This window comes from Amycolatopsis sp. QT-25 (assembly GCF_029369745.1).
Lineage (GTDB): Bacteria > Actinomycetota > Actinomycetes > Mycobacteriales > Pseudonocardiaceae > Amycolatopsis.
In genome coordinates this window covers 1,780,935-1,804,080 of sequence record NZ_CP120210.1, presented here as the reverse complement: position 1 = coordinate 1,804,080, position 23,146 = coordinate 1,780,935, and the positions used below count along the sequence as shown (strand labels likewise).

Annotated in this window: 21 protein-coding genes; 11 read left to right on the top strand and 10 right to left on the bottom strand. The window is 68.3% G+C overall.

The window, feature by feature from the left end:
• Positions 1 to 24 precede the first annotated feature (24 nt).
• The 3 genes from P3102_RS08340 (at position 25) to P3102_RS08330 (ending at position 4,226) form a co-directional block, all read left to right on the top strand.
• The gene (locus tag P3102_RS08340; protein ID WP_276367896.1) at positions 25 to 1,476 is read left to right on the top strand and encodes a glutamate synthase subunit beta; all 1,452 of its coding nucleotides are present in this window, start codon (positions 25 to 27) and stop codon (positions 1,474 to 1,476) included.
• A 332-nt stretch (positions 1,477 to 1,808) separates the two neighbouring features.
• On the top strand, positions 1,809 to 3,221 hold the full coding sequence (locus P3102_RS08335; protein WP_276367894.1) for a Dyp-type peroxidase: 1,413 nt from the start codon (positions 1,809 to 1,811) through the stop codon (positions 3,219 to 3,221).
• A gap of 219 nt (positions 3,222 to 3,440) precedes the next feature.
• On the top strand, positions 3,441 to 4,226 hold the full coding sequence (locus P3102_RS08330) for a DeoR/GlpR family DNA-binding transcription regulator (RefSeq protein WP_276367892.1): 786 nt from the start codon (positions 3,441 to 3,443) through the stop codon (positions 4,224 to 4,226).
• 57 nt (positions 4,227 to 4,283) lie between these two features.
• Here the strand turns inward: P3102_RS08330 and P3102_RS08325 are convergent, their stop codons facing one another.
• The 5 genes from P3102_RS08325 to P3102_RS08305 all read right to left on the bottom strand — a co-directional run bounded on the left by P3102_RS08325 (position 4,284) and on the right by P3102_RS08305 (position 8,829).
• Positions 4,284 to 5,183, bottom strand: coding sequence for an ROK family protein (locus P3102_RS08325; RefSeq protein WP_276371049.1), 900 nt, complete (start codon positions 5,181 to 5,183; stop codon positions 4,284 to 4,286).
• Positions 5,184 to 5,254: 71 nt separating this feature from the next.
• Entirely contained in the window at positions 5,255 to 5,884 is a 630-nt protein-coding gene (locus tag P3102_RS08320; RefSeq protein WP_276367891.1) for a response regulator transcription factor, read from the bottom strand.
• The gene (locus P3102_RS08315) at positions 5,881 to 7,164 is read right to left on the bottom strand and encodes a sensor histidine kinase (RefSeq protein ID WP_276367889.1); all 1,284 of its coding nucleotides are present in this window, start codon (positions 7,162 to 7,164) and stop codon (positions 5,881 to 5,883) included. Before P3102_RS08315 ends, P3102_RS08320 begins: the two co-directional genes overlap by 4 nt.
• A 3-nt stretch (positions 7,165 to 7,167) precedes the next feature.
• Positions 7,168 to 7,908 carry an ABC transporter permease gene (locus P3102_RS08310; protein ID WP_276367887.1) on the bottom strand — a complete coding sequence of 247 codons (741 nt, stop codon included), beginning with the start codon at positions 7,906 to 7,908 and terminating at the stop codon, positions 7,168 to 7,170.
• Between the two features lie 12 nt (positions 7,909 to 7,920).
• Entirely contained in the window at positions 7,921 to 8,829 is a 909-nt protein-coding gene (locus tag P3102_RS08305) for an ABC transporter ATP-binding protein (protein WP_276367886.1), read from the bottom strand.
• Between the two features lie 311 nt (positions 8,830 to 9,140).
• Here P3102_RS08305 and P3102_RS08300 point away from each other — a divergent pair, with 311 nt between their 5' ends.
• Positions 9,141 to 9,347 (top strand): CbtB-domain containing protein, encoded by a 207-nt coding sequence (locus P3102_RS08300; protein WP_034312940.1) that lies wholly within the window; start codon positions 9,141 to 9,143, stop codon positions 9,345 to 9,347.
• A 14-nt stretch (positions 9,348 to 9,361) separates the two neighbouring features.
• Positions 9,362 to 10,165, top strand: a complete 804-nt coding sequence (locus P3102_RS08295) for a CbtA family protein (protein WP_276367881.1) — start codon at positions 9,362 to 9,364, stop codon at positions 10,163 to 10,165.
• Positions 10,166 to 10,227: 62 nt separating this feature from the next.
• On the opposite strand, the gene P3102_RS08290 is transcribed toward P3102_RS08295, so the two are convergent.
• Both P3102_RS08290 and P3102_RS08285 read right to left on the bottom strand, forming a co-directional pair.
• The gene (locus P3102_RS08290) at positions 10,228 to 11,688 is read right to left on the bottom strand and encodes a cobyric acid synthase (RefSeq protein ID WP_276367879.1); all 1,461 of its coding nucleotides are present in this window, start codon (positions 11,686 to 11,688) and stop codon (positions 10,228 to 10,230) included.
• Positions 11,685 to 12,617 (bottom strand): cobalamin biosynthesis protein, encoded by a 933-nt coding sequence (locus P3102_RS08285; protein WP_276367877.1) that lies wholly within the window; start codon positions 12,615 to 12,617, stop codon positions 11,685 to 11,687. Before P3102_RS08285 ends, P3102_RS08290 begins: the two co-directional genes overlap by 4 nt.
• Before the next feature lie 36 nt (positions 12,618 to 12,653).
• Here P3102_RS08285 and P3102_RS08280 point away from each other — a divergent pair, with 36 nt between their 5' ends.
• From P3102_RS08280 to P3102_RS08270, 3 genes are all read left to right on the top strand, one after another.
• Positions 12,654 to 13,259, top strand: a complete 606-nt coding sequence (locus tag P3102_RS08280) for a bifunctional adenosylcobinamide kinase/adenosylcobinamide-phosphate guanylyltransferase (RefSeq protein ID WP_276367874.1) — start codon at positions 12,654 to 12,656, stop codon at positions 13,257 to 13,259.
• 183 nt (positions 13,260 to 13,442) lie between these two features.
• Positions 13,443 to 14,456, top strand: a complete 1,014-nt coding sequence (cobT, locus tag P3102_RS08275) for a nicotinate-nucleotide--dimethylbenzimidazole phosphoribosyltransferase (RefSeq protein WP_276367873.1) — start codon at positions 13,443 to 13,445, stop codon at positions 14,454 to 14,456.
• Positions 14,453 to 15,199: an adenosylcobinamide-GDP ribazoletransferase gene (locus P3102_RS08270; protein ID WP_276367871.1), complete on the top strand. Its 747-nt coding sequence runs from the start codon at positions 14,453 to 14,455 to the stop codon at positions 15,197 to 15,199. The genes cobT and P3102_RS08270 overlap by 4 nt, the downstream gene beginning before the upstream one ends.
• On the opposite strand, the gene P3102_RS08265 is transcribed toward P3102_RS08270, so the two are convergent.
• On the bottom strand, positions 15,112 to 15,807 hold the full coding sequence (locus P3102_RS08265; protein WP_276367870.1) for a hypothetical protein: 696 nt from the start codon (positions 15,805 to 15,807) through the stop codon (positions 15,112 to 15,114). The genes P3102_RS08270 and P3102_RS08265 overlap by 88 nt on opposite strands.
• 60 nt (positions 15,808 to 15,867) lie before the next feature.
• Positions 15,868 to 16,266, bottom strand: a complete 399-nt coding sequence (locus P3102_RS08260; RefSeq protein ID WP_276367868.1) for a MerR family transcriptional regulator — start codon at positions 16,264 to 16,266, stop codon at positions 15,868 to 15,870.
• 64 nt (positions 16,267 to 16,330) lie between these two features.
• Between P3102_RS08260 and P3102_RS08255 the strand changes: the two genes are divergently transcribed.
• Positions 16,331 to 17,215, top strand: coding sequence for an NAD(P)-binding domain-containing protein (locus P3102_RS08255; protein WP_276367867.1), 885 nt, complete (start codon positions 16,331 to 16,333; stop codon positions 17,213 to 17,215).
• A 438-nt stretch (positions 17,216 to 17,653) separates the two neighbouring features.
• Here P3102_RS08255 and P3102_RS08245 read toward each other — a convergent pair.
• Positions 17,654 to 18,471, bottom strand: a protein-coding gene (locus P3102_RS08245; RefSeq protein ID WP_276363339.1) for an IS5 family transposase whose coding sequence is annotated in 2 segments (ribosomal slippage) — positions 17,654 to 18,129 and positions 18,129 to 18,471 — 819 coding nt in all. Because the reading frame shifts where the segments join, the coding sequence is not laid out codon by codon here.
• 417 nt (positions 18,472 to 18,888) lie between these two features.
• Between P3102_RS08245 and P3102_RS08240 the strand changes: the two genes are divergently transcribed.
• Positions 18,889 to 19,449 carry an RICIN domain-containing protein gene (locus P3102_RS08240; protein WP_276371047.1) on the top strand — a complete coding sequence of 187 codons (561 nt, stop codon included), beginning with the start codon at positions 18,889 to 18,891 and terminating at the stop codon, positions 19,447 to 19,449.
• Positions 19,450 to 19,518: 69 nt separating this feature from the next.
• Positions 19,519 to 22,722: an RHS repeat-associated core domain-containing protein gene (locus P3102_RS08235; protein WP_276367865.1), complete on the top strand. Its 3,204-nt coding sequence runs from the start codon at positions 19,519 to 19,521 to the stop codon at positions 22,720 to 22,722.
• Positions 22,723 to 23,146: the final 424 nt, after the last annotated feature.

Genomic DNA, 23,146 nt, shown 5'->3' with positions numbered 1-23,146 from the left:
TCCCGCAAGACACGGAGGCCGCTCATGGCTGACCCCAAGGGCTTTCTGACCACCACTCGCGAGACGCCCAAGAGCCGTCCCGTCGACCTGCGCCTGATGGACTGGCGCGAGGTGTACGAGGACTTCGCGACGACGAAGCTGCAGAAGCAGGCCGGACGCTGCATGGACTGCGGCATCCCGTTCTGCCACCAGGGCTGCCCGCTCGGGAACCTCATCCCCGAGTGGAACACGCTGACCTGGCGCGACGATTGGCGCGACGCGGCCGAGCGGCTGCACGCGACCAACAATTTCCCGGAGTTCACCGGGACCCTCTGCCCGGCGCCGTGCGAGACGGCGTGTGTGCTCGGGATCAACGACGATCCCGTCACCATCAAGCGGGTCGAGATCTCGATCATCGACCGGGCCTTCGAAGAAGGCTGGGTCACGCCGCAGCAGCCGGTGGCGCTCACCGGCAAGAAGGTGGCGGTGGTCGGGTCCGGCCCGGCGGGACTCGCCGCGGCGCAGCAGCTCACGCGCGCGGGCCACAGCGTCGTGGTCTTCGAGCGGGCCGACAAGATCGGCGGGCTGCTGCGCTACGGCATCCCCGAGTTCAAGATGGAGAAGCACCGCCTCGACCGGCGCCTCGACCAGATGCGGGCCGAAGGCACGGAGTTCCGGACCTCGGTGAACGTCGGCGTCGACCTCACCGTCGAGGAACTGAAGTCTTCCCACGACGCCGTGGTCCTCGCCGGCGGCGCGACGGCGTGGCGCGACCTGCCGATCGGCGGCCGCGAGCACGACGGCATCCACCAGGCGATGGAGTTCCTGCCGCACGCCAACCGGGTCGCCGCCGGGGAGCTCGACGTCTCGCCGATCAGTGCCAAGGGCCTCGACGTCGTGGTCATCGGCGGTGGCGACACCGGCGCGGACTGCGTCGGGACCTCGCACCGCCAGGGCGCGAATTCGGTGACGCAGCTGGAGATCATGCCGAAGCCGCCGCTTTCGCGCTCCGACGCGCATCCGTGGCCGACGTACCCGATGATCTACCGCGTCTCGTCCGCGCACGAAGAGGGCGGCGAGCGGCTGTATGCGGTCAACACCCAGGAGTTCCTGGCCGACGCCGACGGGCGTGTGCGCGCGCTGAAGCTGGTCGAGGTGCGCAACGAGGGCGGCAAGTTCGTCCCGGTCGAAGGCACCGAACGCGAACTCCCGGCGCAGTTGGTGCTGCTCGCGATGGGCTTCGTCGGCCCGGAGCGGGAGGGCCTGCTGGAGACCCTCGACGTCGAGTTGGACCAGCGCGGCAATGTCGCCCGCGACAAGTCCTTCAAGACCAGTGTCGACAACGTGTTCGTGGCGGGTGACATGGGCCGTGGCCAGTCGCTCATCGTGTGGGCGATCGCCGAAGGCCGCTCCGCCGCGGCCGGGGTGGACGCGTTCCTCACCGGACGGGACGTCCTGCCCGCCCCGATCGCGCCGACCGACCGGCCGCTCACCTAGGCGACTCTCAGTACGTGCTCTCAGTACGTGAAGGCCCCCTTCCACGCGCCTGACGCGGGAAGGGGGCCTTCACGTACTTTGGCGACCCGCAATTCGTCACCTACTTGCGAGCGTCGCGCGCGCGTGGCTCTCGCAAGTAGGTGACGAATTGCGGGGTGTGACCGGAACATTGGTTCTTTCGGGTGATAAAACCGCCGAAAGAGGGTACTTGCGAGTGAGGACGGCGAGGTTTCGGTATCGGTTGTATCGAGGGGTAAGACCCGGGCAGCGGCGGGGACCGGCACCATCTGCCGGGCCGCCGGACGGGGTTTCCGAGGAGGGGGTTCCCTGCCATGTCCGTCGACCTGAGCACACCGTTGGAATGGAAGACCGCGGCCGGTGACGCCGCGAAAATGCTCGAAGAACTACAGCCGAACATCCTCAAAGCACACACCCGGGACCATTTTTCCGCGCTTTTCCTCCGTTTTTCGGAGGCTGCGAGCGCGAAGAAGTTCCTCGCGTCGCTCGTCCCGCTGATGAAGTCCGCGAAGACCCACCTGACCGAGGTCGAGCGCTTCAAGACCGAAGGCGTGAAGGGGACGCCCTATGTCGGTACCGGGTTGACGTCGGCGGGCTACCGGTTCCTGGACATCCAGGGACCGCAAGACAAATCCTTTGTGGTCGGCATGCGCGCGCAGGAGATCCGCGAGAAGCTGAACGACCCGCCGCGCTCCACGTTCGACAGTGGATACCACGACGAGATCCACGCCGTCGTCATCATCGGCGACGGCGCGGACGCGGCGATGACCGCCCGCCGGAACGAGGTGCTGACGCTGATTCCGCCGACGATTTCCGTGGTCGCCGAGGAAACCGGCTTCGGCCGCGTGAACGCCCACGGCGAGGGGATCGAACATTTCGGTTACGTCGACGGCCGGAGCCAGCCGCTTTTCCTGGTCGAGGACATTCGGGCGGAGCGGACGGAATCGGACGGGATCAACGTCTGGAACCCGACCGCGCCGCTGGACCAGGTGCTCGTCCCCGATCACGCGGCTCCCGATCCCGGAGTGCACTTCGGCAGTTACTTCGTTTTCCGTAAACTGGAGCAGAATGTACGGCGTTTCAAGCAGTCGGAGGAAGCTCTGGCGGATCAGCTCGGTCTCGCCGGCGAAGACCGGGAGCGGGCGGGGGCGATGATCGTCGGCCGGTTCGAGGACGGCACGCCGCTGACCGCGCAACGGGAAGAGGGGGCGGAAAGTCCGGTACCGAACAATTTCGGCTACGAAAACGACACCGCCGGCGCCAAATGTCCCTTCCAGGCCCATATCCGGAAGACGAATCCGCGGGGCAGCGGTGGCGCGGAAGAACCACCGCGGGAACGCCTGCACCTGATGGCGCGCCGAGGCGTGCCGTACGGCGAACGGGCCGACGATCCGAACGCCGACCTGCCACCGTCGGCCCGGCCGAGCGGCGGGGTCGGCCTGTTGTTCATGGCGTTCAATTCGGCACTGGACAACCAGTTCGAGTTCACCCAGGCGACCTGGTCGAACAACCCCGGGTTCCCGATCCCGGACGACGGGGTCAAGCCGCCGGGGCTCGATCCGGTGATCGGCCAGGGCCCGCGCCCGGAATCCGGCTACACCGCGGAATGGGCGGGCACCCGAACGGTGACCGCCGATCCGATCCCGCAGGCGGTGACCTTGAAGGGCGGCGACTACTTCTTCATGCCGTCACTCGCCTTCTTGCGTGGACTCGGCGGCAAGGGCTGATCTTTCCCGGACCACGGCCGATTCCGGTGCCGGGATGGCGGATTGCCCGCCCGGCGGCACCGGAACGGGCGGGAATCGGGCGCCGGTCACACTGGGGGTGGCCGGCGCCTTTTTTCTTCCCGATGTCCCGAACCTGCTGCTTCCCTCCGCCCGTATCACGACGCGTAGTACTTTGTCCGGTGCGGTAAGCGACATCGCGCTTCGGGGAGGGAGCTGGAGATGAATCGCCATGAACGGCTGACGGCTTTATTGGACATGGTGGGCGAGCGGGAAAAAGTCGACGTCGAGGTTTCGGCGGGCGAACTCGGTGTCTCCCCCGCGACGATCCGCCGGGACCTCGACCACCTGGCGGGCCGGAATCTCGTGGTCCGCACCCGCGGCGGCGCCGTCGCGAGCAACGTGGCCTACGACCTTCCGTTACGGCACAAGGCGGCCCGCAACGCGCCGGAGCAGCAGCGGATCTCCGCCGCCGCGGCCAAGATGGTCGACCCCGGCATGGTGGTCGGGCTCAACGGCGGCACCACGAGCACCGAAGTGGGCCGCGCGCTCGCGACCCGGCCGGACATGGGCGAGACGACCGGCGGGCCGTCGCTCACCGTGGTGACGAACGCGCTCAACATCGCCCACGAACTCGCCGTGCGGCCCAATATCAAGATCGTGGTGACCGGCGGCGTCGCGCGACAGCAGTCGTTCGATCTGTCCGGGCCGCTGTCGCAGCTGTTCCTCGACCAGATATCGCTCGATCTGGTGTTCCTCGGGGTGGACGCTTTCGACCCGGTGCACGGCGCGCAGGCGCACCACGAAGGCGACGCGAGCACGAACCGGCTGATGGCGGCCCGCGCCCGTCAGGTCGTCGTGCTCGCCGACAGCGGGAAACTCGGCGGTCACGCCTTCGCGAAGATCTGCGCGACCGCCGATGTCGACGTTCTCGTCACCGACGGCCGCGCGGACCCCGCGCGAGTGCACGCCTTCGAGGAGGAAGGGGTGCGGGTGGTCAAGGCTTGAGCCGGTTGGCGAGGCCGGCCAGGCAGCGTCCTGCCGACGTCGATGGCGGACGCGGACTCACCCTCGGACACCGAGCCGGTCCAGCGCCAGCAGCGCCGCGCCGAGCCTGCCCGCCTCGTCGCCGAGTCGCGCGATCCGCAGTTCGGGCATCCGCTGGAACTGGAGGTTCGCCGCGAGCCACGCCCGCACCGGCTCGAGGACGTAGTCGCCCGCGGTGAACAGGCCGCCGCCGAGGACGACGACTTCGGGCGCGAGCAAGGTGACCAGGGTCTTGATGCCGTGGCCCAGCCCCTCGAGCGCGTCGTCGAGCACGGAGATCGCGGCTTCGTCGCCGTGCCGGGCGGCGTCGACCACCTGCTCGGCGCCTTCGGCGGGCCGCCCGGTGTGCTCGCGGTAGCGGCGGGCGATGGCCGACGCGGAGGAGATCGCCTCGAGGCATCCCGTCGCCCCGCATCCGCACGGCAACTCGTGGCCGACGTCGATGTGCCCGATCTCGCCGCCTTGCCCGCCCGCGGCATACAGCTTCCCGTCGAGCTGGAGCGCGGCCGCGATCCCGGTGCCGACCGGGATGAAGGCGGCGTCGGTGCAGCCCTTGCCCGCGCCGACCCGGAACTCCGCCAGCCCGCCGGCGCGGACGTCGTGCCCGAACGCGAACGGCAACCCCAGTCTGCTGTCGAGCAGCTCCCCGAACGGCACGTTCCGGAAGTCGAGGTTCGCCGAGAACCGCGCCACCCGCTCGACGTCGTCGACGATGCCGGGGATGACCACGCCGACGGCGTCGGGCGTGCCGGTGCCCGCCTGCTTGCCCAGCGTTTCCACGATCCGCGCGACCTGGTCCGCGAGCGCCTCGCCGTCCGCTCCGCGCGCCGTCGGCTCGCGCAGGCTGGCGAGATCCTTCAGGTCCGCGTCGTACAGGGCCGCCTTGATGGACGTTCCGCCGACATCGAGTGCCGCCACCGCAGGTGTCATAGCTGGATTTTGGCATGCGCCCCGCCGGGGACGGCAGGGATTCCGCCAAGGCCCTCTCCTCAGCCGCGCGGTGTCAGGTAGCCCTGGGAGAACGCGGTGGCCACGGCCGCGGCACGGTCGTTGACACCGAGTTTCGCGTACACGTGCAGCAGATGCGTCTTCACCGTCGCTTCGCTGATGAAGAGCTTCTTCGCCGCCTCGCGGTTCGTCGAGCCCCGGGCGATCAGTTCCAGGACTTCCCGTTCACGGTGGGAGAGCGGGCCTGAGGTCGGCTGCCGCATCTGTCCCATGAGCCGGGTCGCGACGGCGGGAGAAAGCATCGCTTTCCCTTGGGCGGCCGCCTCCACCGCGCGGAACAGCTCCTCCCTCGGCGCGTCCTTCAGCAGGTAGCCGGTGGCACCGGCCTGGATGGCGGGCAGCACGTCGCTGTCCGTGTCGTACGTGGTGAGCACGAGGATCCGCGAAGCCACCCCGCGTTTCGCCAGCTCCTCGATGGCCGTGACGCCGTCGGTCCGGGGCATCCGCAAGTCCATGAGGATCACGTCGGGCCGGAGCTTCACCCCGGCGGTGATGGCCTCCGCGCCGTCCCCCGCCTCGCCGAGGACCTCGAAGCGCGGGTCGGCGCTGAACATGCCCCGCAGCCCGTCCCGTACCACCGGGTGGTCGTCGACGATCAGCAGCGAGATCATCGCTCGGCTCCGGCCGGGAGCGCCGGCACGGAAGCCGAGATCGCGGTACCCCCGCCCGGCTCCGACTCGATGTCGAGCCGTCCGGCGAGGCGCCGCACGCGCTGCCGCATACCGGCCAGCCCGAACCCGCCGTCGGCGGAACCGTTGGCGCGCTTGGCGGTGGGCTCGAAACCCACCCCGTCGTCACGTACGTCGAGCGTCACCAGATCCTCCATGTACGACAGGGTCAGGCCGACTCGGCCGGCCTTCGCGTGCTTGGCCACGTTCGCCAGTGCTTCCTGTGCGGCCCGGAGCAGCGTCACCTCGACATCGGCGTGCATCGGCCGCGGATCGCCGGTGGTGGTCAGCACCGCGTCGATGTGGTGCACCTCCGACCAGCGCCTGGCCACGTCGCCGATCGCGTCCTGGAGTCTGCCCTCGGCGAGCGGCTCCGGCTGCACCGCGTGCACCGTCCGGCGTGCCTCGGTCAAGCTCTCCCTCGCGAGGTTCATCGCGTTCGTCACGTGCCGGTGCGACGCCGGGTGCTCGCCCAAGGTCTGCTCGGCCGCCTGGAGCTGGGTGAGGATGCCGGCCAGCCCTTGCGCCAGGGTGTCGTGGATGTCCCTGGCGATCCGCTGCCGCTCGTCGAGCACCCCGGCCTCGCGTGCCTGGACCAGCAACTGGGCGTGCAAGCCGGCGTTCTCCTCCAGTGCCGCCTCCAGTCTGGCGTTCGCTTCGTGCAACTCGACGAGCGCCTGCTTCTGCTTGAGGTTGCGTTGATCGGACTGCTCGGCGATATGGGAGAAGGCCCCGGCGAGCACGGTGATGATGACGCTGAGCGCCGCCCACGCCACCCACATGTCCTCTTCCTGGATGCCCGTCAACCCGCCCAGGTACGCCACCGCCGAGATCACGGACGTGGCCGTCACCCCCGCGTACCGCCAACGGCCTTTCAGGTACTGGAACGCCTGGGGGTAGCCGATGAAGGCGAACAGGCCGTACCACGGCGCTATGGCGACCACGGAGGCCGTCAGCACCATCAGCCCCGTGTAGTACAGGCCCATCAGCGGGCCGTTCCGGTGCCATTGCGGATGAAGCGTGTGGAACCAGAACGACCAGGCCAGGATCCCGGCCGAAAGCGCGAGCACCGCCGGCAGCCGCACCGGCACCCGCCAGATCGGCAGCAGCACCGAGATGAGGACGCCGAGTGTCAGCAGGACGTACGGCAGGACCTTGAAGACCGCCGTCTCGACCCGTTCCCAGCGGTCGAACTCCGCGCGCAGCTCCGCTTCGATGCTCACGACTCACTCCCAGCGGAAATACCGGGCGGCCAGCCCGCCCGCCACGATCGTCCACCCCAGCAACACCGCCATCTGCAGTGGTTGCGGCCAGTGACCGGCGGCGGCGTCCTGCAATGATTGCACGCCGGCGCCCAGCGGGGTGAAGTCGCTGATCTTCCGCAGGACGTCGTTCATCGCGGCGCGAGGCACCCAGAGACCGGCGAAGAACAGGATCGGGAAGAACAGCAGGGTCCCGATCGCGCCCGCGCTCTTGCCGGTCGGCGCGACGGAGGCGACGAGCAGGCCGATCGCGAACATCGCGAGCGCTGTCACCAGGTACGCGACCAGGTAGGCGAACGGCTGCCGGGGCAGGCCCACGTCGTACAGCACCCTGCCGATGGCCAGCACCGCCAGCATCGTCGCCACGGACATGACCGTGGACATCAGCAGCTGTGCGCCGAGCAGGACGCGCGGTTCGACCGGGGTGGTCCGCATCCGCCGCAGCACACCCTTCTCCCGGTAGGTGGCGAGCAGCTGGGACACACTGTTGAGCGCGAACATGGCGAGGCCCATCGCGACGATGATCGGCAGGTACAGGGTGATCGCCCTGGCGCCGCCGAGGTCCGCGCTGGGTTCCCGCAGGGCGGGGAACGCGCCGAGGACGACGAGCAGGAGCGGCGGGAACGCGAGCACGAAGAACACGAGCATCGGCTCACGGAAGAAGAGTTTGGTCTCGGCGACGGTGAGCCGGGCGAGGGCGGACATGGTGGGTTCTCCTCAGGAGTCGACGGTGCGGCCGGTGAGCGCGACGAACGCGTCGTCGAGCGACGCCTGCTCGACCCGCAGGCCGGCCGCGGTGACCTGGTTGCGGGCGAGCACGGTGGTGACGGCGAGCAGCAGGTTCCCGGTGCCGGTCACGACGAGCTGGTCGCCCGCGCGGTCGACCGACGTGACCTCGGGCAGCGCGGTCAGCACGGAGTGGTCCAGCGGGGCGGAAGGGCGGAACCGGACGCGTTGCCGGTCGTCGACGCTGGAGACCAGGCCGGCCGGGGTGTCGAGGGCGACGACCCGGCCGGAGTCGATCACCGCCAGCCGGTCGCACAGTCGTTCCGCTTCCGCCATGAAATGCGTGACCAGCAGGATCGTGACGCCGCGCTCACGGACGCGCTCGATCAGGTCCCACGCGTCGCGGCGGGCCTGCGGGTCCAGGCCGGTGGTGAGCTCGTCGAGCACCGCCACCCTGGGGTTGCCGACCAGTGCGAGCGCGATCGACAGCCGTTGCTTCTGCCCACCGGACAACCGGCGGAACCGGGTGCCGATCTTGTCGGTCAGGCCGAGCATGGCGAGCAGTTCCCGCCAGTCGGCCGGATCACGGTAGAAGGAGCCGTACAGCTCCATCGCCTCGCCGACCTCGAGCTTGTCCGGCAACTCGCTTTCCTGCAGTTGCGCGCCGAGCAGCTGCCGCAGCTCACCCGTCTCGCGTCGCGGGTCGATCCCGCAGACCCGGATGGTGCCGCCGTCCGGGACCCGCAGCCCCTCGACGCACTCGACGGTCGTCGTCTTGCCCGCCCCGTTGGGGCCGAGTATGCCGAAGATCTCGCCCTGCTCGACGGTGAACCCGACCCCGTCCACCGCGGTGTGGTCGCCGTAGCGCTTGACGAGGTTTTCCACCTCGATGATTGCCATACGGAGACCTTGCCGCGTGGCGGGGGTCCGCCGAATCGACCGCGTGGCCACCGCTGGGACGGACGACGGTGGAGCCGCCATCGACCGATCGGTGGATGCCCGCCGTAACGAGCCTGCGCCGATCGGGTTCGGTCACATTGACCTGACGCTTCGTGGCGACCTACGCTCGACCGGCCAGACGACGGCACCCGGAACGCGGTGAGAATCCGCGCGGTCGCGCCACTGTGACTCCGACCCATCGGGGAAGCCAGACCCGGAGCCGTCGTATAACCCCTGAAGAGGCCGCGCTAGCCCGAGGAGGTCCCACCGCCATGTCCGAAGCGGTAGCCGCAGTACCCGTCCCCGTCCGGATCCCCGTCCGCGAGATCCTGCCCTGGGCGGTGCTGGTCATCCTTCTTTCGCTCATCACGCTGTACTTCGTCAGCGCCGAGCAAGGTGCGGTGTCGGTGTTCGCGAACTCGTACGTCCACGAGTTCGTCCACGACGGCCGGCATCTGCTGGCCTTCCCCTGCCACTAGGCGGCACGCGCCCCATGATGAGGACCTTGCTGGTCCGCGGCATGCTCGCGGGCCTGGTCGCCGGTGTCCTGGCGACCCTTTTCGCTTACTTCTTCGGTGAGCCCTCGGTCGATACCGCCATCGGTCTCGAAGGCACCGCCGCGCATTCGCACAGTGCTCCGGGTGCGCACGAACACGCTCCCGCCGAGGCCGGGGCGGAGGAGGAAGAGCTCGTCACCCGTGGTGTGCAGAGCACCGTGGGGCTGCTGACCGGCGTCGGCCTGTACGGCGTCGCTGTCGGCGGGCTGTTCTCGCTCGCTTTCGCGTTCGTCCACGGACGGCTCGGCACCCTCCGGCCGCGAGTGACCGCGGCACTTCTCGCGGGCGGCGCCTTCGTGGTCGTGTTCCTGGTGCCGTTCCTCAAGTATCCGGGGAATCCCCCGGCCGTCGGGCAGGCGGGCACGATCGGGAGCCGGACTTCGCTGTACTTCGGCTTCGTCGCGCTTTCGCTGCTGATCGGCATCCTCGCCGCGGCGTTCGGCCGGAAGCTGGCCGACAAGCTCGGCGCCTGGCGCGGCGGCCTGCTCGCCGCGGGCGGGTACGTCGTGCTGATCGCGGTGGCGGCGGCGCTGTTGCCGTCGATCGACGAAGTCCCCGACGGGTTCCCGGGTTCCACGCTGTGGACCTTCCGGCTGGCCTCGGCGGGCACGCAGGTGGTGCTCTGGACCGCGCTGGGCCTGACCTTCGGCGCCTTGGCCGAGAAGGCGCTGTCCGGGAAGGCGTTGTCCGGGAAGGCGTTGTCCGGGACGGCACTGTCCGGGAAGGCGCACGCCGGCTAGCAATTCGTCATCTGGACGCGGTAGTTGCGTGCGCAAGGACCGCATCCAGATGACGAATTGCGTCAGAGGACGCCGGGTGGCACGAAAGGCAGGCCGCCGTCGGCACCGTGTTCGAGGACACGCAGGAGCCGGGCGGTGTCGACGTGCTCCTCGACGGCGTCGGCGAGCCGGTCCAGCATGCTCTCCCGCAGCGCGCCGAACCCGGGTGCCCCGGCGGCGGGTGACCAATCCGCCACCTCGCCCAGCCAGGCGCGGCGGAAGTCGTCGTTCTCGAAGGCGCCGTGCCACATCGTGCCCCATACCGCGCCCCGCCGGTATCCGTCCAAAAAGGACTCGGCGGGGCCGGTGGCGGTCACCGTGCCGTGATGGATTTCGTACGCCTCCACAGGTCGGCCGCGCCACTGCCCCGAGGGCCGGGCCAGCACCTTGTCGGCACCGAACGAGACACGCGTCGGCAGCAGGCCCAGGCCGGGGACCGTGCCGGCGCCGGACTCGACGTCGTCCTCGATCTCGGCGGCCAGCATCTGGTAGCCACCGCAGATCCCCAGTACCGGCCGTCCCGCCTCGGCCCGGGAGCGGACCGCGTCCGCCAGGCCGCGCGCACGCAGCCACGCCAGGTCGGCCACGGTCGCGCGGGAACCCGGCAGGATCACCACGTCGGCGGACCGGACCGTGTCCGGATCCGCCGTCAACGTGACCGAAACCCCGGGCTCGGCGGCGAGCGCGTCGACGTCGGTCGCGTTGGAGGCCCGCGGAAATCGCACGACGGCGATCCGCAGGGCCCCGCCCGAAGCACCCCAGCCCGCGGCGGCCAGCGCGTCCTCCGAGTCGATCCACACCTGGTCGAGCCAGGGAAGCACGCCGAAGACCTCGCGGCCGGTGAGCTTCTGCAGTGTTTCCAATCCCGGCCGCAACAGGTCCACGTCACCGCGGAACTTGTTGACCAGCCAGCCCGAGACCAGCGCCTGGTCTTCGGCGGACAGCAGGGCGAGGGTGCCGAACATCGCGGCCATGACGCCGCCGCGGTCGATGTCGCCGACGACGATCACGGGCAGGCCGAAGCGCCGTGCCAGCCCCATGTTGACGTAGTCGCCCTCGCGCAGGTTGATCTCGGCCGGGCTGCCCGCGCCTTCGCACAGCACGGCGTCGAAGCGCTTTCGCAGTGCGGCGAAGGTGTCGAAGGCGATCTCGGCGAGACCGGCCCGGCCGGTCGCGTACTCCCCCGCTTCCAGCGTGCCGAACGGTTTCCCGAGCGCGACGACGTGGCTGCGGCGATCACTGCCGGGTTTCAGCAGCACCGGGTTCATCGCGGCTTCGGGTTCGACGCCGGCCGCCCGCGCCTGCACCCATTGCGCGCGGCCGATCTCGGCGCCGTCCGCGCACACCATCGAGTTGTTCGACATGTTCTGCGCCTTGAAGGGCGCGACCCGCACGCCCCGGCGCGCGAGCCAGCGGCACAACGCGGCGGTGACCAGGCTCTTGCCCGCGTCCGACGTCGTCCCCGCGACGAGCAGGCCGTTCATCGCGTGACCGCCACCGCGACGGCGAGCGCGGCCAGCCCGACCACCCGCGACAGCCGGACCGCGCGCCGCACGTCCACCGGTTCCGGATCGCGGCCGTCGCCGAGGACGCCCCGGCGTTCGGCGCGGCCGCCGTAGCTGTTCGTCCCGCCCAGCCTGATTCCGAGCGCGCCGGCGAAAGCGGCTTCGACCTGGCCCGCGTTGGGGCTCGGATGGTGTTTCCCGTCGCGGCGCCAGATCCGGAACGCGGATCTGGCGAAGCCGCCCGCCAGCGGCGCCGACACCACCGTGAGTGCCGCGCCGAGCCGGGACGGGACCAGGTTGACCAGGTCGTCCGTCCGCGCCGACGCCCAGCCGAAGTTCGTGTACCTCGGCGAGCGATAGCCGACCATCGCGTCGAGGGTGTTGAGCGCGCGATAGCCCAGCAGACCGGGGATCCCGGCGACCGCGCCCCACAGCAGCGGCGCGACGACGGCGTCCGAGGTGTTCTCGGCGATGGACTCGGTGGTCGCTCGGGCGAGTTGGCCGGTGTCGAGGCCGGTGGCGTCGCGGGCGCAGAGATGCGAAAGCCGCTGCCGCGCTCCGGGCAGATCGCCGTCGTCGAGCAATCCGGCCATGTGCGTGCCCTCGGCCGCGAGCCCGCGTCCGCCGAGGACCACCCACGTGGACGCCGCCGTGAGCGCGAACCGGGCGAGCGGACGTTCGCGGGTCAAGAATTGGGCCGCAGCCCCCAATCCGGTGACGCCGCCCGCGCAGAGCGCGGTGTACGCCGCGCCCCGCACCTTCGAATCGGCGTAAACCCGCTGTTCGAGGGCTTGCGCGGCGCGCCCGAAGCCGGCGACCGGATGCCTTCTGCGCGGATCTCCGAACACGGCGTCGGCGACGTAACCGGTCACGAGTCCGGCTGCGGTGGCGGCTTGTCGGAGTGGCACGTGGCGAACCGTAGCGCGTGCACGAGAATGCGGGGTATGACCAAGCTGACGCATCGCCTCGCGGGGGTCCTGGAGACACTCGCGCGGGCACTTCGCCGCTATTCGCGCGACGACGGCAAGGTGCTGATACTGGGCGGCGTCCGCTCTGGGAAGTCACACCACGCCGAGCGGCTCGCGTCCCGCCACCCGCACCTGACCTACGTCGCGCCCGGCCTGCCGCCGAACGCCGCCGATCCCGAATGGGCCGCTCGCGTGGCCGCGCACCGGGCACGGCGGCCGGCCACCTGGAAGACGGTCGAGACCACCGACCTGGCCACGGTGCTGCGGACGGCGACGCATCCGCTGCTCATCGACTGTCTCGGCACCTGGATCAGCCGGGTGCTCGACGAGGTCGGCGCCTGGGAGCAGCGCGACGGGTGGGAACGGCGGCTCGACGACCGGCTGGAGGACTTCCTGGTGGCGTGGGCGCAGGCCGACGTGCCGGTGATCGCGGTCAGCAACGAGGTCGGCAGTGGTGTGGTGCCCGCGACGGTGTCCGGACGCGTGTTCCGTGATGTGCTGGGCGCGGTGAACAACCGGGTGTCCGCCGTGTCCGACCGGACCGTGCTGGTCGTCGCCGGACGGATGCTGGACCTGCCCTAGGAGGGCAGCGGGCGGAGCTGGGGTTTGACCGGAAGTAACCACCCGCGTGAACCCGCCCCGGCCGAAGGTCCCGCTATCGCGGTGGCAGGGCGCCCTGTCCGCATCCGTGACCTGGATGACCAGCCAGCGCGCCCTGCCGACGTCGATCGCGGACGCGGGTTCACCAGACACTGAGGAGCTGCCATGCGTATCGCCACCCCGGACGCCGCCGCCGAAGCCGCGGCGCGCGTCAGACTCGACGGTCTGGTCAAGCCGCTGGGTTCGCTCGGGCGGCTCGAAGACCTGGCCGCCTGGCTCAGCGCGGCGCACGGCGTCGTCCCGCCGCGGCCGCTCGACGACGTCCGGGTGGTGGTGTTCGCCGGGGACCACGGGGTCTCCGGGATGTCGGCGTATCCGCGTGAGGTCACCGCGGCGATGGTCCGCGTGTTCCTGGCAGGCAAGAGCGGGGTCGGCGTGCTGGCCAAGCTGTCCGGAGCGAAGGTGCGGGTGCTGGACATCGCGGTGGACTGGGACGGCGCGGACGTGCCCGCCGAGGTCACCGCGCACAAGGTCCGGCGCGGCTCCGGTTCGATCGACGTGGAGGACGCGCTCGCCGAGGGCGAGGCGCGCACGGCCTTCGAGCACGGGACGGCGATCGCGGACGAGGAGATCGACGGCGGCGCGGATCTGCTCATCCCCGGTGACATGGGGATCGGCAACACCACGATCTGCGCGGCCGTGGTCGCTTCGGTGCTCGGCCTGGCCGCGGACGAGGTCGTCGGCACGGGGACGGGGATCGACGAGGACGGGCGGGCGCGGAAGGTCGCCGTCGTCGAGGCCGCGTTGGCCAGGGCCGGCGCGCTGAGAGACCCCTTCGCGGTGCTGACGTCACTCGGCAGCGCCTGTCTCGCCGCGACGGCGGGCTTCCTGGCGCAGGCCGCGGTTCGCGGGGTTCCGGTGCTGCTCGACGGCGTGTTCTCCGGCGCCGCGGCGCTCGTCGCCCGCGAGATCGCGCCCGGTGCCGAACAGTGGTGGCTGGCCGGGCACCGGTCGACCGAGCCGTCGCAGGCGTTCGCGGTGAAGGCGCTCGGCCTGGAACCGATCCTCGACCTGGGGCTGCGGCTCGGCGAGGGCAGCGGGGCCGTCCAGGCGGTGCCGACGCTGAGGGCGGCGCGGGCGATCCTCGCGGACATGGGCCTGCTGGCGGAGCTGGCTTGATCGCCGACGCGCTGAAGATGTCCGTCGGCACCCTGACCACCGTCCGGGTGCCGGCCCCGGGCCTGATCGACCGGCGGGTGGCGGGCGGTGCGATGGTGCTCGGCCCGCTGGCCGTCCTGCCGCTGGCCGCCGTCGCCGCGGTGATCGTCTTCTCGGGTGAACTCGTCGGCCTGCCCGCTTTCGCGTCGGCGGCGCTCGCGTTGGGCGCGGTGGCGCTGGGCAGCCGAGGGCTCCATCTGGACGGGCTCGCCGACACGGCCGACGGACTCGGTGCCTCGTACGACCGAGCACGCGCCCTGGAGGTCATGCGGCGCGGGGACTCCGGGCCGACCGGGATCGCGACCCTGGTGCTGACGTTGCTGGTGCAGGTCGGCGCGCTGACCGGGGCGATCTCGGCCGGACACGGCATCGCGGCGGTCGTGCTCGCGGTCGTCGCCGGACGCGGGGTGCTGTCGCTGTGCTGCGCACGCGGCGTCCCGTCGGCCCGGCCGGAAGGGCTGGGCGCGACCGTCGCCGGTTCGGTGCCGGTGTGGACGGCCGCGGTCGTGTTCGCCGTCCTCGCGGGCGTGGGCGCGCTGGTACTTCCGTGGCGGCAAGGGCTGATCGCGGTGACGCTGGGGTATCTGGCGGCCTCGGCGTTGCTGGCGCGGTGCGTTCAGCGGCTGGGCGGGGTCACCGGGGACGTGCTCGGCGGCTGCGTCGAAGTCGCCGTCGCTGGGGTCTTGCTGGCTTCGTCCTGCTGAGGAGCCGCCAGTTTCTCGTCGATTTCCGGCAACCAGAAGCACAACTCGAGGGTCTTCATCCCGGCCCAGAGGCCGAGCTTCCGGCCCTGCGAAACCAAGGTGAGCGACGCGAACAGCAGCAGCGCCGCGAACCCGGCCGCGAGGAACGGATGCTTCCCGGCAAAGATCTCGACGATCGCGGCGACCGCGCCGAACAGCAACGGCGGCGCGCAGTTGCGCACCATGAGCCCGGACGCGCGCAGCCGCGTGACGTCGGCCGCGACCTCCTTGTCGTGCAGTTGCAGCGCGCACAGCAGAAGATGCGTGTTCTCCTTCAGGAACGCGCGATCCTCGGCCGCGGGCATCCGGCGAAGGAACTCCTCGGCGGCGTTCCTGCTCCGTCTCCTCGGCACGATCCGCTCCAGCGCCTCGCCGAGCGGATAAGCCAGGTAGCCCAGCAGGAAACTCAGCACCACGATCACGACGACCAGCGCCACCGTGGGCACGCCACCGATGCTCGCCGCGGTCAGGATGTGCAGTTTCGCCCCGAGGTACCCGACGAACGCGACGTACAGCGCGCCGGGGATGGTGTAGGCGAAAAGATCGAAGACGCCGATCGCGAAGTTCACCGGCTCATCCAACCACTTCGGCCGGGTCCGCGGTCCGCGTTCTCCGGGGTGCGGGCACCCTCACACCGCTCCCTGCCGCGCCAAGGCTTCGGCGACCTCGTCGGCGTGCGGCACCGTCGCGGCGATGATGCCGTCCAGCACCTCCCGCGTCGCCGTCATCTCGTCGATCGCCGCGCTGATCCGCTCCCGCTCCCGGTACAGCTCGGGCAGCAGATCGGCGCACGCGGGCGCCAGCCCGTTCCCCAGATCGACCATGCACGGCAGCACCCCGGCGATGGTCGCGGTGCCCAGGCCCGCGGCGAGCAGCGTGCGGATGTTGCGCACCCGCCCGACATCCTGCTCGGAGTATTCGCGGTATCCGCTCGGCCTGCGCACCGGATGCAGCAGCCCTTGTTCCTCGTAATAGCGGAGCAACCGCTCCCGCACACCCGTCCGCCGTACCAGCTCCCCGATCCGCATGAGAACAACGTTTACACGATCAGGAGTTGACTCTCACACCGATGAGAGACTTTAGCCTTGCCCCATGACCGATCAGAATCTCGCCGTGACCGTCCTCGGCCTCGGCCCGATGGGCGCCACACTCGCCGCCGTCCTGCTCGACCACGGCCACGACGTGACCGTGTGGAACCGTTCTCCCGGCAAGGCCGCCCCTTTGGTGGCGAAAGGGGCACGGCAGGCGGACGACGTCGTGGACGCCGTGTCCGCGAGCCACCTGCTCGTGGTCTGTCTCGCCGATTACGACGCCCTGTACTCCGCTCTCGAACCAGCCGGCGAAGCCTTGCGCGGCCGCGTTCTGGTGAACCTGAATTCCGGGACGCCGAAAGAGGCGGGCCAGGCCGTCCGTTGGACGGAGGAACGCGGGGCCGCCTACCTCGACGGCGCCATCATGGTTCCCCCGGCCCTGGTCGGCCGCCCGGGCGCGGTCTTCCTGTACAGCGGTTCCGCCGAGGTCTTCGAGGCACACAAGGCCACACTGGCCGTCATGGGCGACCCGACGCACTTGGGCGAGGAACCGGGCCTCGCGGTGCTGTACAACACCGCCTTGCTGAGCATGATGTATTCGTCGATGAACGGTTTCCTGCACGCCGCCGCGCTGGTCGGCAGCGCGGGAGTCGCGGCGACCGAGTTCACGAAGCTCGCCGTGAACTGGTTCCTGCCGGTGGTGATCGGCGGCATCATCAAGGCGGAGGCGCCCGCCATCGACAGCGGCGTGTATCCCGGTGAGGCCGGTTCTCTGGAAATGAACATCACGACGCTGAAGCACATCATCGGAACCAGCCACGAGCAGGGCGTGGACGCCGAGATCCCGGTACGGAACAAGGAACTACTGGAGAAAGCCGCCGCCGCGGGGTTCGGCAAGAGCAGTTACACCTCGGTGATCGAGGTGCTCAAGAAGGGTGGTGCCTGACCGCGGTGACGCTGGGCGGCGTCGGCGTCGGCGTCGGCGTCGGCGTCGGCGTCGGCGTCGGCGTTGCCGGCGCGGTGCGTTCAGCGGTTGGGCGGGGTCACCGGGGAGGTGCTCGGCGGCTGCGCCGAAGTCGCCGTCGCGGAGGTCCTGCCGGTTTTGTCGTTCTGATCGCTTCAGCTTCTCGTCGATTATCCCTGAATCCGCACAGTTTCAAGCCCGGATGCAGGAATAGGGACGTCAGAAGTCCTCCATTTCCACACACCGACTTTAATGCCACCTTTGCGCCACCTCTCGATACTCAACGGGAGCAGACAGTCCACACTGGACGACACGGTCGTCCAGTCCGCAACAACGGCAAGCCGTTCCCCTACGGCACGCACACCTCGCATCGACAACCGCGACGGCCGCCTCAGGATGCGGCCGGGTTAAGAGCGTGTCTTACGTGGTGAGCTTTCGGAGTTTCTTGTGGCAGGTGAGGGCGGCTCCGAGGGTAAGGAAGGCGAGGAAGTGTTCGGCTTTGCGTTCGTAGCGCAGGGTGAGGCGGCGGTATCCGGTGAGCCAGGCCATGGTTCGCTCGATCACCCAGCGGTGTTTGCCGAGTTTGTCCGCGGATTCGATGCCTTTGCGGGCGATGCGGACTGTGATGCCGCGGTCGCGGACCCAGTGTCGGAGCGCGGGCTGGTCGTAGGCCTTGTCGGCGTGCAGCTTGGCGGGCTTGCGGCGTCGCGGGCCTCGGTGGGACTTGACCGCGGGGATCGCCATCACCAGGGGTTTGAGCGCGAGCGAGTCGTGGGTGTTCGCGGCGGAGATCGCGATCGTGAGCGGCAGGCCGGCACGGTCGGACAGGACGTGGATTTTCGAGCCGGGTTTACCTCGGTCGACCGGGCTGGGGCCGGTCAGAGATCCCCCTTTTTCGCGCGGACGGAGGCGCCGTCCACGATCGCACGACTCCAGTCGAGCAAGCCCCGGCTGCCCAGTTCGTCAAGCAGTACACGATGGAGCTCGCGCCATAGCCCGGCCTCTGTCCATTGCGCGAACCGGCGGTGCGCGGTCTGGAAGGGCACGCCGAACGACGGCGGCAGATCCCGCCAAGCACATCCGCTGGTCAGCACGTACACGATCGCCGTGAACACCTGCCGCGGATCCAACGGCGCGGTCCCACCACCCTGCGGACGCGGTGTGAACGCGGGGATCAACGGCTTCACCAGTTCCCACAGCTCATCCGGCACAAGACGCAAAGACAACCGATCAACCACGACCAAGATCATGGCGCATCAGCCACCGGTCGCCACGTAAGACACGCTCTAAGTGGGTCGCGAGTCCCTTTTCCTGTTCTCGAACCAGTTGCAGCACGATGCCACGCTTTCAGATCTCCATAGACTGCACCGCAGTCGTTTCCGCACTCTGCGAGCCCATCAGGAAGATCGATTACGACTGAATGGCCTAGCGTGCTTCACTTTTAGCGACAGTCACGCGTTGGACTTATCGAGTGATCTTTCGGCGGTCCGCCGGCTGAGCGCGAAGAACGCGGTAGCGTCTGGACCACGTCCAGGGGGTCGAGTGACTTTTGTCGTGGGTGGACGCTATGGGGAAAGGTCGAATTGGTGAGTAGCAGATCTGGGCGCGGCTTTGTGCTGCGCGGAGTGAACTGTGCACCAAGGGAGAGGTCAGTGATGTTCTCCCACATAATCGCGGTCACGGCGATCGCCGTGACCGCTGCGACTTGCTCTATGCCGACGGCGAGCGCGGTGACCGCTCCCGGAGAATCATCGCTGAATGAGGCGACTCGAGCGACTCCGGTGGAGTTAAGCGCGTTCTTCGGTCGCACAGTCGAGGGCAACACTTTCACGATCCGATCCGCGTTCGACTCGAACAAATGCCTCGATGTCTATGGCAGCGGCGAAGGTCCTTGGGTGCAGGCTTGGACTTGCAACGGTCAAGCGAACCAGCAATGGTATTTCGTATGGTATGAAAAATCGTACAACTGGGAGGTTCGCAGCGCGGACACGTGGTGTGTCGACAGCCGTAACGGTCGTGGTGGTTCACTGGAAGAGCAGCCGTGCACCGGTGCAGCCACTCAACGGTTCAACGTCTACCCGGTCGATTCGACGCTGGTGTTCGAGAGCGCCACACACCCGAATCAGGTGTGGGACATCTACGACCACGGCAGAGGTACCACCGTGCAACTATGGGATTACAACCGCGTACCGCATCAGCGGTGGACGCACGCTTGATCACTTCTTACGTGCCTATCAGGCAGTGAGTGCTTCTGAAATAAGCAATATGGGGAGACTGTTCTTATCATGAGAAGCAAATTTTCCCGCAGGTCAATGTTGCACGGGACATCTCTTTTCGCAATTTCCGCATTGGTGGTGACAAGTCCGGCCGCGGTGGTCCAGGCCGCCGAAGCGCCGTCTGGACCGCTCGATGCGGGGGTGTCGATTCCCGCGTCGGCATGGGTGCCGCCCACGCAGGTGAACCGGGTTCCGGTCGGGGCTGCGCCCCCGGCACTCCCGTGGCAGGGTCCCGGCAGCCGCGGCCAGGCGGCACCCGATGCAATGCGAGCCGACGCGGTGACCTGTTCCCCGGGAGTGGCCACCGGGGTCATGAACCAGTATCCACTGGAGCGTTTCCCGGTCTCGGACCGTTCCGAACTCCTGGTGAATACCGCAAACGGCAACGTCGTGATCAACGCCAGCGACCTGACGGTGAAGGGCACCGGTCAACACCTGTCGCTCAACCATGTCTACAACAGCAAACTCGCCGACGGTGGAGCGCTGGGTACCGGATGGTCGCTGAACACCGGTCGAGATGTCGGCCTGACGTTCGAGGGCGACAACGTGGTACTGCACGGCGACAGCGCATACTGCGCGACGTTCACCAAGAACGCCTCCGGCGGCTACAAACCGGCTCCCGGAGTCGGAGCAGAATTCGCGAAGCTCGACGGTGGCACGTACACGCTGACCTTCAACGGTTCCAACGAGAAATGGTCGTTCAACGCACAGGGCTGGTTACTGTCCCAGGCCGACCGCAACGGCAACAGCACCACGCCTCGCTACCACGGCGACGGCACCCTCGCATCGATCACCGATTCCCAAGGACGGGTCACCACCTTCGCCTATGACGGTGCTCAGCACCTGACCGCCATCACCGACCACACCGGCACCACCGCTGCGAGCTACGTCTACGACTCGACGGGCAAGCTGACCAGTTATGCCGACCGTGCGGGCAATCAGACCACGCTGCAGTACGACGCCGCGAACAACCTCAGCGCGCTCACCGACCCGAACAAGGGCAAGACCCAACTGTTCTACGATTCGTCCGACCGGGTCACCGAAGTACGGGTCCCCGGGCAGGCGGGCCCGCTGACCACACTGTTCGCCTACGGCGACAAGCAGACCACCGAAACCGACGCCAACACCAACAAGGTCACTTACAAGTTCGACGACCAAGGCCGCCAGACCGAGGCCGTCGACGCGCTCGGCCACTCCCAGAAGAGAACTTGGACCGCCAACAGCGATGTCCAGGTGACCACGGACGGGCTCACCAACAACACCACCCGCAGCTACGACAGCCTCAACAATCTGATCGGCACCGAACTACCGACCGGCGCAAAGAACGCCATCGGCTACACCAAGTCCGGGCAGCCGCACCTGCCCACCTCGGTCAAAGACCCGCAGAACAACGAAGTCACCCGGGACTACGACAGCGCGGGCAACCTCACCAAGGTGCGTTCCACCGGTTTGAACGCCGACTTGCAGGTCTTCACCTACAACCATCCCCAGGGCACCGTGGCCTCCAGCGCGGACGGCAACGGGCAGCTCACCACCTTCGGCTACGACGCCGCGGGCAACCTGACCTCGATGGACCCGTCCGGCCCGATCCAGCCCACCCGCTACGGCTACGATTCGCTGTCACGGGTCACCAGCGTCACCGACGGCAACGGTGTGCGCCTCGACTTCAGCTATGACAAACTCGACCGCGTGGTCGCAGTCAGCCGCAACGGGCAAGCCTCACAGGCCAACACCTACGACGCAATAGGCAACCTGATCACGCGCCGATTCGGTGCGGTGACTACTGCATTCCAGTGGGCGAAAACCCCGGCGGCCAGCCAGCCGATCCAAGTCAAACGGAGCGAAGGCGCCTCGGTGGAGACTGTCGGCTACACCTACGACAAGGTCGGCAACCTCAACACCCTGACCGACACGGGCGGCACCACCACCTACACCTATGACGCCGCGGACCGGCTCACCACGCTGGCCGATCCGTTCGGGCAAAGCACCACCTTCGGCTATGACGACGCCGACCGCCGTACCCGCGCCAACCTCGCCGGTGGCACCGTGCAGTACACCGGCTACGACAAGAGTGGCCGTCAAACCAGCATCACGGTCAACAAAACCGGCGGAATCCCACTCCTGCGCCACACCTACAACTACACCAAATCCGGCGGCGGGGACAGCGAAAAACTGCAGACCAAGAACATCAACGGCGACACCACCGCCTACACCTACGACAGCCTCGGACGGCTCATCAAGGCCGGCAATGACACCTTCGCCCATGACACTGCCAGCAACATGACCAATCTGGCCGGCACCGCGTTCACCATCAACACCGCCAACCAGTCCACCACGGCAGGCAACGACAAACTGGCCTTCGACGGCGCCGGGAACCTGACCGGCAACACCGCGGGAAACACCAGCCACACTTACAGCCCCACCAACCAGCTCACCCGTACCACCACCGGCGGACAACAGGTGCTCTCCGCCGACTACGACACCATCGACCAAACCCAACGCCGCACCATCACCGAAACCGTCAACGGCAGCAGCACCACGCACATCTTCGGCGAAACGGCGCTCGGCACCACCCAAGTCATCGACAACGGAGCCCGCACCAGCTACACGCGCGACCCCGACGGCACCCCCATCACCCAGAAAACCGCCACCGGAGCCCTCCACAACCTCATCACCGACTACCAAGGCAGCGTCCTCGGTCTCATCGACAGCAACGGCCAACTAGCCGCGACCTACACATACAGCCCCTACGGCACCGCCACCGCCACCGGCCCAGCAGCCGACACCAACCACTTCCGGTGGATCGGCACCTACCAACTCCGCAACGGAACCAACCTCACCGGCTACCGCAACTACAACCCCACCTGGGGCCGCTTCACCCAACCCGACCCCACCGGTCAAGAACCCAACCCCTACAACTACGCCACCGGCGACCCCATCAACAACAGCGACCCCACCGGCGCGTACAGCTGGGCCGATTTTGCGGGCGACGCGGTCGGCGGCCTGTTCGGCACAGCGGTAGGCGCCGTCGTGGGAGTGACCATATCGTCGTTCTTTTCTCCAGTAGTTGGCGGAATTGTCGGCGTAGGCGTCGGCGGATGCGTGAAGGAAAGCGTTTCCAACGTGGTGACGAACAACATCAACGGACAAAGCACATCACTTGGCGAATCTGCTGGCGCTTGCGCCGGCGGAGCCGTACTTGGAGCTTTATGAAAACAAGATTCACTATCGTTTCCGTAATCGTCGCGCTCGCCTTTGTCGTACTGGGCTTTGTTCTGCCCTCGATCAGAGCGGGGCATTTCAGCGTCAACGGTACAGCAGTAACTTCGGTGTTGGTTGCCGCCGTCGTGCTCGGTACCATATTCGGCTTCACACGAAGAAGACGAGAATAGGAGACCAAAATAGCCGGGTGGCCCAGGAGGATCTCACCCCTGGGCCACCCGGAACGGAATGCCAGAGCGTATCGCGGCAATTGCGCAAGACCAAGATCCACTCGCTAGTTCTCTATCGCCACGTCAGCGATTTGAAACTACCAACTCTCAGCCCAGGCCACAAACAACGGAGCGCCGTCACCAATGCGACGCTCGCCTGCAGCCAACCACATCGATCGAACACGAGAGGGCGGCCTGGTTTTTGC

Excerpts from the sequence above, each read along its gene's own strand:
- P3102_RS08305 (WP_276367886.1), bottom strand. The coding sequence starts at position 8,829 with ATGGCAATCATCGAGGTGGAAAACCTCGTCAAGCGCTACGGCGACCAC.
- P3102_RS08335 (WP_276367894.1), top strand. The coding sequence starts at position 1,809 with ATGTCCGTCGACCTGAGCACACCGTTGGAATGGAAGACCGCGGCCGGT.
- P3102_RS08320 (WP_276367891.1), bottom strand. The coding sequence starts at position 5,884 with ATGATCTCGCTGCTGATCGTCGACGACCACCCGGTGGTACGGGACGGG.
- P3102_RS08290 (WP_276367879.1), bottom strand. The coding sequence starts at position 11,688 with ATGAACGGCCTGCTCGTCGCGGGGACGACGTCGGACGCGGGCAAGAGC.
- P3102_RS08300 (WP_034312940.1), top strand. The coding sequence starts at position 9,141 with ATGTCCGAAGCGGTAGCCGCAGTACCCGTCCCCGTCCGGATCCCCGTC.
- cobT (WP_276367873.1), top strand. The coding sequence starts at position 13,443 with ATGCGTATCGCCACCCCGGACGCCGCCGCCGAAGCCGCGGCGCGCGTC.
- P3102_RS08310 (WP_276367887.1), bottom strand. The coding sequence starts at position 7,908 with ATGTCCGCCCTCGCCCGGCTCACCGTCGCCGAGACCAAACTCTTCTTC.
- P3102_RS08240 (WP_276371047.1), top strand. The coding sequence starts at position 18,889 with ATGTTCTCCCACATAATCGCGGTCACGGCGATCGCCGTGACCGCTGCG.
- P3102_RS08330 (WP_276367892.1), top strand. The coding sequence starts at position 3,441 with ATGAATCGCCATGAACGGCTGACGGCTTTATTGGACATGGTGGGCGAG.
- P3102_RS08235 (WP_276367865.1), top strand. The coding sequence starts at position 19,519 with ATGAGAAGCAAATTTTCCCGCAGGTCAATGTTGCACGGGACATCTCTT.
- P3102_RS08280 (WP_276367874.1), top strand. The coding sequence starts at position 12,654 with ATGACCAAGCTGACGCATCGCCTCGCGGGGGTCCTGGAGACACTCGCG.
- P3102_RS08340 (WP_276367896.1), top strand. The coding sequence starts at position 25 with ATGGCTGACCCCAAGGGCTTTCTGACCACCACTCGCGAGACGCCCAAG.
- P3102_RS08295 (WP_276367881.1), top strand. The coding sequence starts at position 9,362 with ATGATGAGGACCTTGCTGGTCCGCGGCATGCTCGCGGGCCTGGTCGCC.
- P3102_RS08260 (WP_276367868.1), bottom strand. The coding sequence starts at position 16,266 with ATGCGGATCGGGGAGCTGGTACGGCGGACGGGTGTGCGGGAGCGGTTG.
- P3102_RS08255 (WP_276367867.1), top strand. The coding sequence starts at position 16,331 with ATGACCGATCAGAATCTCGCCGTGACCGTCCTCGGCCTCGGCCCGATG.